Raw genomic sequence first — 7,349 nt, forward strand, 5'->3', positions numbered from 1 at the left:
CACGACGGCGCAGCTCAGGCGGGTAGGAGGAAGGACGTGCCATGACTCGAATCCTTACACGAAATCGAGTCCCCACCGAACCCGGGGCGGTTCACACGAACTGCCCCGCCCCCGCTGGTGGCGCCAAGGACAGTGATCAAGGAAAACCAAGATCCCCGACAGAGTCACTCAGTGTGCCAACGGCCACTGAACGCTACCCAGTGGCGGCCCGTCGGCGTGGAAGCGGCACCGGTCAGATCCAGGCGTCGGTCAGCTCATCCAGGCATGACGAAACTCCTGCTCGGCCTCGGGGTTCTTGGGGAACCGCGTGAACCGATGCCCCATGACGACCACGTACACGGCGGTCTGCTCGAACCCCCTGATCCACAGCTCTCCCCAATAACCCCCGCCGCCTGGCCCCGGCTTCCAGCCGCTGCCGATGACCTCGGCCACAGCCGCCCGCCGCTCGGCGTCCATCTCCCCGAACCCGGCGAGCATGCATTCGGCCAGCACGCTCTCCTCGGGGTTTTCCAGCGTGCCCTTGACGTAGCCCTTGATGTTCGCAGGCGTCAGCCAGTCGTTGCCGGCCGCGGCGCAGACCTCGTCCCAGAAGTTCGGGTCTTCCTCGTCGTTGGGGGTGGGAAGGGCGGCGAGGAGGGCGAGTAGCTGCTGGTTCGCGGCGAAGGCCGTGGGCTGGGCGGCACTGATCGCCGCAAGGTCCAAGGCGTGCTGGACGGTGAGCTCCGACAGTTCCAGGTCGGGTGGACAGTCGAGGTCCTGCAGGGCAGCGTGCTGGCGGGCCACGAAGCCGTCCCAGCGGTGGTACGGGGTGAGCAAGGGGTTCCCTCCCGAGTCGGCTCGGCCGTCGGCCGACGCGGTCCCCGGCTGTGATACGGGGGCCGCACTGCGGTCAATCTAGTGCAGGGCAGTGGCCCGGTTCCCAAGCAAGGGCTGAAACGCGCGACCGCCGCCGACGGGCAGGGTGTCCCGCTCGGCGTGGTCGCGGCAGGGGCCAACCGCCACGACTCGCCCCTGCTCGGACCCACCCTCGAAGCAGCCGTGGGCCAGGTAGGGCCCCTGCCCAAGGACGTGAACGTCAACCTCGACCGGGGCTACGACAACAACAGGTCCCGTGCCCTGCTCGGTGAGTTGGGCTTCACCGGCGAGATCGCCCGCAAGGGCGTACCCGCCCCCATCCAGGCCGGCAAGCGGTGGACCGTGGAGCGAAACCTCGTGGATGCACGGCTACGGCAAGCTACGGCGCTGCACCGAGAAGAACGGCACAGTCGTGGAGTTCTACCTCTACCTCGCCGCCGCACTCGTCACCGTCCGCATGCTGATCCGCCGGGCCACCACCCGCTACCGGTGGGACAGCCGCCCCACCACACGCCGACTCAAGTGATCCATTTGCCGATCGGTCTTACTCGGAGCGGCCGGCGAAGGTCGGGGCGAGCGCGGCCAGCAGCCGGGCCGGGTATTCCTTCTGGTCCTCGTACCGGACCAGGTCCGGGTGGTCCTTGTCGAATTCGTCCCAGTCCACGCGCAGGTCGGCGATGTCGGCCGGCATCAGCGGGACCCGCTGCCACTCGGGGTCCGACAGCTCGAAGACCCGCCGCAGCAGCTCGTAGGGCACCTCGGTGGAGCGGGCGAGCAGGAGGGCGTCGTAGAGGTCCTTGGCCTGGGGGTACTCGTCGGAGAGCAGCCAGAGGATCTTCCACGCGAGCGAGAGCTGCGGCGTCGCGGTGAGCAGCCGGCTGGGCGCCAGACCGTGCTGCGGCTCGACCGGGAGGACCTCGGTGAAGGCGAAGTCGAGCTGGACCGCGCCACCCGGCAGTCCCTCGGCCGACCAGGGCAGCACCAGACGGTGGCCGGGAAAACGGGAGTACGGCCAGCGCCTGGGCCAGATCCCATCGGTCAGGGCGTCGTCGGCGTGCACGCGCACCCGGGCGGATGAACTCTCCCGGGCGGCGGCGGTGGCGATGTCGCGGAGCATGGTCTCGGTGCGGGCGTCCTGCAGGTACCAGTCGCTCGGCTGGACGACGAAGTCCAGGTCGCCGGGCTCGCGTGCCTCCTCGCCGTACCAGGTCCGCAGCAGGTGGCTGCCGCGCAGGACCAGGTGCTCGGCCCAGGGAGAGCCGGCGATCGCCGACAGCACGGTCTCCAGCGCCTCCCGGCGGGCGGCCAGCCAGCGGGCAGCGAGTTCGGGATCGTCGAAGGCGGGCTCGCTCGGGCGCAGCGGCAGGGTGTAGTGGTCGAGGGCCGGATCATGGACGGGTTGCTGGGTGGCCGCCTCGTGGTCGATCGGCCACACGCTCCTGGGCAGGCCGAGCCGGGCCCGGGTGCTTTCGGAGGGGGCCTGCCGGGGCAGGACGACGTCCCCGTCCCACCACGGTCGGGGGCCGACGTCGTCCCACGCGCTGTCCGTCGCGGTCGGGTCAGTGCTCATCGGGTCATGACCTCATCTTCGGGGCCGGGGTACTCGTCGATCCAGCCCGCGTCGAGCGTCTCGTCACTGTCCAGCACGACGAACTCCCGCTCCACCGAGGCGACGGACCAACCGGCCACGCTCAACTCGGCCAGCAGGTCCGCCAGCCGACGGCCGGCTGTCGCCAGGCCGACCAGGCGGGCCCGCTGGGTGACGAACCGTTCGCGCAGCCCGTCGGCGCGCACGCGGCGGGCGTTGCGGGACAGGTGCGCGTTGTGGCGTTGACGCGGCCGTCGCCCGCGACCGGCACGCGCACGCCCTGACCGCGCTCGCCGTGCTGGGCGCGGTGGTCGAGCAACTCGGCCTGGAACCGCGCCTGCTGCAACGCACCGAGGTCCGCGAGGTGGAGGAGCCCCGGCCCGCCGCCTACCAGGGGTCCAGCGCGATGCCGCACAAGCGCAACCCGACCCGCAGCGAGGCCGTCACCGGTCTGGCCCGCCTCCTGCGGTCCTACGCGGACGCCGCACTGGAGGACGTCGCCCTATGGCACGAACGCGACCTGGCCCATGCCGCGGTCGAACGCGTGGTCTTCCCGGACGCGTTCACCGTCGCCCACTTCCAGACCCACCCGGCCGCCGACATCGTCGAAGACCTCACCGTCCACGCCGACACCATGCGGGCGAATCTCGACGCCACCCATGGACTGATCTTCAGCTCGGAGATCCTGCTCGCGGTCGCCGCGGGCGCCGACCGCGAGCAGGCCTACCGCACCGTCCAGGCGGCGGCCACCGAAACCGCCGCCACCGGACGGCACCTCTCCTGAACCCTTGCCGACCGCGGCATCGCCACCACCCGCGAGCAGTTCCAGCCGGAACGCTTCCTCACTCGCCAGTCACTGCTCAGGCGACGCCTCGAAGTCGTCCTGGGCGACGGTTCGGCGGGAGGCGCGCAAGACTTCTGACCTGCGCGCGGGCATGCAGCCCGCCCGCCCGACCACGGCCCGCCTGGCGACGTCACCCCGCACCGGCGCCGCCGCACCCGCTGCGTCAGCTACCCGCCTCGGCGAGGAGCGAGTCGACCAGGTGACGCGAGTGCTCAAGTCCCGCGATCGACTCGTCCAGGCGCTCGCGTTGCCGGGCCAGGCGGGAGACCATCTCCGGGCACTGCGGCAGCAGCCGCTCCGCGTCGTTCGCCACGCACGGCAGCATGATCGCGATCGACTCGGTGTTCAGACCCGCGGCGAGCAGCGCGCGGATGTTGGCGACGCGCACCACGTCGGACTCCTGATAGCGGCGTCGGCCTGCAGGCGTCCGCTCGGGGGCCAGCAGCTCGCGCTCCTCGTAGTACCGCAACAGCCGTTCCGGCACGCCGGTACGGGCGGCAAGTTCGCCGATCAGCATCCGCGCTCCCTCTCCCACCTGCGGTGATACCGAAGGGCTTGCTCCTCACACCGATGAGAGGACCTACGGTCATCGCGTTCACCACTTTACGTGAGTCGGAGGAGATTCCCATGCCAGGACTGGTCGTTGTGGGAGCCGGAGCGGGACTGGGTGCCGCGGTCGCCGCGCGGTTCGCACGAGAGGGCCTGCCCGTCGCGATGATCGCGCGCAGCCAGGGCGTGGACGAGCTCGCCGCGGCGGTGCGCACGCAGGCCTCGGCGCCGGTGCTCGCGCTGCGCGCCGACAGCACCGACCGCACCGCGCTGCACGCCGCCGTCGACGCCGCCGTGGACGCGCACGGCGTGCCCGACGTCCTCGCCTACAACGCCGCGATCATCCAGGCGGACCGGCCCGGCGAGCTGAGCACGCAGCAGCATCTGGACGCCTGGTCGGTGAACGTGCTCGGTGCGATGGACGCGGCGACCTACCTGGCCCCGCAGATGGCGGGGAGCGGCGGCGGCACGGTGATCATCACCGGTGGCATGCCGCGACCCGTCAGCCGCAGTACGAGCCTGTCCCTCGGCAAGGCCGGGGTACGCGCGCTCACCCAGATCCTCGACCAGGAGTACGGCCCCCTCGGCGTGCACGTGGCCACCGTGACCGTCGACAGCGCCATCGTGCCGGGAACCGACTCGGACCCCGACCTGATCGCCGAGGACTACTGGGCCCTCCACCGGCAGCCGCGTGAGCAGTGGCAGCACGAGCTCGTGCACTCGCTCGCACTGCGGGCCTGAGCACCCGGCTGCTCCCCGGCGACACCCGGCACCATCGCCCAACACCCGGCACCAACACCCACCACCAGCACCTCGCACGAGACGGAGAATCCCTGTGTCCACCCCCGTGAAGCTCGCCATCGTCTACTACTCCTCCACCGGCACCATCACCGAGATCGCCAAGGAGCTGCACGACGCCGGCGTCAAGGCCGGCGCGGAGGTCCGCCTGGTGCGGGCCGCCGAGCTGGCCCCGCTCAGCGCGATCGAGTCCAACCCGGCCTGGGCTGCCCACCACGCCGCCACCCGGGACATCCCCGAGGCGGGCGCCGCGGACATCGAGTGGGCCGACGCGGTGCTCTTCGGTTCGCCCACCCGCTTCGGGAACATCTCCTCGCAGCTCAAGCAGTTCATCGACGGCCTCGGCGGTCTGTGGGCCCAGGGCAAGCTGGCCGACAAGGTGTACAGCGGCTTCGTCTCCAGCGCCACCGCCCACGGCGGCCAGGAGTCCACCCTCCTCGCCCTGTACCACTCGATCCACCACTTCGGCGGCATCATCGTCAGCCCGGGCTTCACCGACCCGGCCAAGTTCGTCGACGGCAACCCCTACGGCACCTCCCACGTCGACGGCCAGGGCGCCAACCCCGTCGACGAGACCACCCGCACCGCCGCCCGCATCCAGGCCGAGCGCGTCGTCAGGATCGCCGCACAGCTCAAGGCCGCCTGACCGATCGGTCACGCAACCGCAGCAGCCACAACAGCTGCGTTGGAACAGCCGAGTTACCACAGCCGAGTTGTCACAGCAGCAGAAGGAGGAGCCGTGAAGGAGTTCCTGGTCGAACTCACCACCACCGTGCCCGAGGGCACCGACCCGGCCGAGGTCGAGCGCGTACGGGCGGCCGAATCCGCCCGGGCCGCGGAACTGGCCCGCGCCGGCCACCTGGTCAGGCTCTGGCGCCCGGTGGGTGAGCTGCGCAGCATCGGTCTCTGGCGGGCCGCCGACGAGGCCGAGCTGTACGAGAAGGTGGTCGGCACGCTTCCCCTGTGGCCGTGGATGACCTCGAAGGTCACCGCCGTCCACTCGCACCCCAACGACCCGGCCGCGACCGGCGACGCAGTCTGAACCCCACGCGGCTCCCCGCGCGGTCCCGGATCGCCGCCGACCCCAGTGTTCGGCGGCGATCCGGGAAACGCGGCGGACGGCGCCGATGTCGAGGATCGCGCTGCAGGCCCCCAACGAAGGAGACGCACCATGGACATCATCGAGCGACCCGCGACCATGAAGCTGCCCGAGGCCTGGCGCACGGGCGACGCCTGGGCGGACGTGATCTACCGCGGCGAGGGCGACGCGCGCACCAGGGCCAACCTGGTCCGCTTCGCTCCCGGCGCCCGGACCGCCTGGCACCGCCACGGCATGGGCCAGGCCCTCTACATCGTCGAGGGCATCGCCCTGATCCAGTCCCGCGGCGGGCAGATCGTCGAGGCCCACCCCGGTGAGGTCATCTGGACGCCCGCCGGCGAGGAGCACTGGCACGGCGCCGCACCGGACCAGTTCATGATCCACCTCGCCCTGTGGGAGACCGACGAGTTCGACTGGCTGGACCACGTCACCGACGCCGAGTACAGCGGCCCGCGGGTCCTCACCCGTGACTTCGCCTGAGCCGTGCCGTCTGCTCAAGCCGGTCCATGAGCTCGGATGGGACGGATCAGGACGGGACAGGCGGCCGCCCACAGCACCACCGAAGCCCCGACGGCGGCCAAGACCCAACAGGCCGCGGCCCCCGCACCGGCCGCATCGACCGCACCGGCCCACCCGAGCGCTTCCGCGGGTCAGAGCCAGGCCCCGGCCTCGGCTCCCGCCAAGGCCAGAACAACACCGACCCGGAACTGCCCCTGAACCAGTGGAACGAAAGGGTCGAACTGACCGGAACCTCCTCGACGGTTTCATCATCGGGGCCAGGTTCATGCGCCTCCGAGGCGAGTGACTCCGGGCGCGGCGCACCCCGGCGGTCGGAATCAGGATCCGCCTGCGAGCTGCCAGGACTCGATGTCGCGGTAGCGGATCACCCCCGGACCGCGGCCGATGTTGCTGCCCACCAGGTGGAGGCGCTCGGCAGGCCAACTGCGGCCGGCGAAGTCGCTGAGGCTCGCGGCCGCCGACAGGATGTCGGCCTGCTGACCACGCCGCCCCCGGGCCAGCGTCAGGTGGGGGCGCAGCGGACGCTCCTGGAAGGGGATGCCGCAGGCCCGCACCGAGTTCCGGACCTCGTCGGCGAGGTCGTGCAGTGCGTCGAGTTCTCCCTCGACCCCGCTCCACAGCAGCCGTTCGTCGAAGTGGCCGCTGCCGCTAGGTCCAGGGCCAGGGCAGGACGATGCGCAGCCAGCCGGGCCAGGGCGGGCCGCAGGAGTGGGACGACCGTGGCCGGGAGCTCGCCGAGGAACGCCAGAGTGATGTGCCAGTCCTCGATCCGGTTCCACCGCAGGTGGGCGTATTCCTCGTAGGCGAACTGCAGGGCGCCCGCCAACTCGTCCTTGGCGTCGTCCGGCGGGGCCAGCGCAACGAAGAGACGCACGGTTGGGGTCGGCTGAGGGTGATCGGTCGCCAGGGCTTTCTAGACGAGTAGTTCCGAAGTTCCGCCCCTTCAAAGGGTCGAGGGTGTCCAAGATCAGTTTGTGACGACCGACCTGAACACCCTCTTGACCAGGGCCGATGCGTTCTCGGATCATGAGATGACCTGAGGGCTGGCGGGAGGGCGCCCCGGTGGGGAAGCAGCGGACGCGACCCCTGATGATCTT

The 7,349-nt window shown here is 70.9% G+C and carries 9 protein-coding genes and 2 pseudogenes; 6 read left to right on the plus strand and 5 right to left on the minus strand.

The genetic code is table 11. From position 1 onward, the window contains the following. Positions 1-249: 249 nt before the first annotated feature. Positions 250-816, minus strand: coding sequence for a hypothetical protein (locus ACZ38L_RS37640; protein WP_465702291.1), 567 nt, complete (start codon positions 814-816; stop codon positions 250-252). A gap of 81 nt (positions 817-897) precedes the next feature. Here ACZ38L_RS37640 and ACZ38L_RS37645 point away from each other — a divergent pair. After that, positions 898-1,381, plus strand: a pseudogene (locus ACZ38L_RS37645) (transposase); the annotation flags it as partial. An 18-nt stretch (positions 1,382-1,399) separates the two neighbouring features. Here ACZ38L_RS37645 and ACZ38L_RS37650 read toward each other — a convergent pair. Both ACZ38L_RS37650 and ACZ38L_RS37655 read right to left on the minus strand, forming a co-directional pair. Continuing rightward, positions 1,400-2,425: a nucleotidyl transferase AbiEii/AbiGii toxin family protein gene (locus ACZ38L_RS37650; protein WP_465702295.1), complete on the minus strand. Its 1,026-nt coding sequence runs from the start codon at positions 2,423-2,425 to the stop codon at positions 1,400-1,402. Next, positions 2,422-2,649 (minus strand): hypothetical protein, encoded by a 228-nt coding sequence (locus tag ACZ38L_RS37655; RefSeq protein WP_465702299.1) that lies wholly within the window; start codon positions 2,647-2,649, stop codon positions 2,422-2,424. Before ACZ38L_RS37655 ends, ACZ38L_RS37650 begins: the two co-directional genes overlap by 4 nt. Positions 2,650-2,738: 89 nt before the next feature. On the opposite strand from ACZ38L_RS37655, the gene ACZ38L_RS37660 reads away from it, so the two are divergent. After that, entirely contained in the window at positions 2,739-3,227 is a 489-nt protein-coding gene (locus ACZ38L_RS37660; RefSeq protein ID WP_465702301.1) for a lyase family protein, read from the plus strand. A 223-nt stretch (positions 3,228-3,450) separates the two neighbouring features. On the opposite strand, the gene ACZ38L_RS37665 is transcribed toward ACZ38L_RS37660, so the two are convergent. Next, positions 3,451-3,804 (minus strand): MerR family transcriptional regulator, encoded by a 354-nt coding sequence (locus tag ACZ38L_RS37665; RefSeq protein WP_465702306.1) that lies wholly within the window; start codon positions 3,802-3,804, stop codon positions 3,451-3,453. 110 nt (positions 3,805-3,914) lie between these two features. Here ACZ38L_RS37665 and ACZ38L_RS37670 point away from each other — a divergent pair, with 110 nt between their 5' ends. The 4 genes from ACZ38L_RS37670 (at position 3,915) to ACZ38L_RS37685 (ending at position 6,213) form a co-directional block, all read left to right on the plus strand. Continuing rightward, positions 3,915-4,577 carry an SDR family NAD(P)-dependent oxidoreductase gene (locus ACZ38L_RS37670; protein ID WP_465702311.1) on the plus strand — a complete coding sequence of 221 codons (663 nt, stop codon included), beginning with the start codon at positions 3,915-3,917 and terminating at the stop codon, positions 4,575-4,577. Positions 4,578-4,671: 94 nt separating this feature from the next. Next, positions 4,672-5,280 carry an NAD(P)H:quinone oxidoreductase gene (gene wrbA, locus ACZ38L_RS37675; RefSeq protein WP_465702316.1) on the plus strand — a complete coding sequence of 203 codons (609 nt, stop codon included), beginning with the start codon at positions 4,672-4,674 and terminating at the stop codon, positions 5,278-5,280. A 93-nt stretch (positions 5,281-5,373) separates the two neighbouring features. Next, entirely contained in the window at positions 5,374-5,676 is a 303-nt protein-coding gene (locus ACZ38L_RS37680) for a muconolactone Delta-isomerase family protein (RefSeq protein WP_465702320.1), read from the plus strand. Between the two features lie 129 nt (positions 5,677-5,805). Next, on the plus strand, positions 5,806-6,213 hold the full coding sequence (locus tag ACZ38L_RS37685; protein ID WP_465702323.1) for a (R)-mandelonitrile lyase: 408 nt from the start codon (positions 5,806-5,808) through the stop codon (positions 6,211-6,213). Between the two features lie 356 nt (positions 6,214-6,569). On the opposite strand, the pseudogene thpR reads toward ACZ38L_RS37685, so the two are convergent. Continuing rightward, positions 6,570-7,159: pseudogene (gene thpR, locus ACZ38L_RS37690) on the minus strand (RNA 2',3'-cyclic phosphodiesterase). Between the last annotated feature and the right edge of the window lie 190 nt (positions 7,160-7,349).

It is taken from the genome of Kitasatospora sp. NPDC024654 (genome assembly GCF_055559155.1).

Coding starts and splice junctions, on each gene's coding strand:
- ACZ38L_RS37650 (WP_465702295.1), bottom strand. CDS start 2,425: ATGAGCACTGACCCGACCGCGACGGACAGCGCGTGGGACGACGTCGGC.
- ACZ38L_RS37665 (WP_465702306.1), bottom strand. CDS start 3,804: ATGCTGATCGGCGAACTTGCCGCCCGTACCGGCGTGCCGGAACGGCTG.
- ACZ38L_RS37670 (WP_465702311.1), top strand. CDS start 3,915: ATGCCAGGACTGGTCGTTGTGGGAGCCGGAGCGGGACTGGGTGCCGCG.
- ACZ38L_RS37685 (WP_465702323.1), top strand. CDS start 5,806: ATGGACATCATCGAGCGACCCGCGACCATGAAGCTGCCCGAGGCCTGG.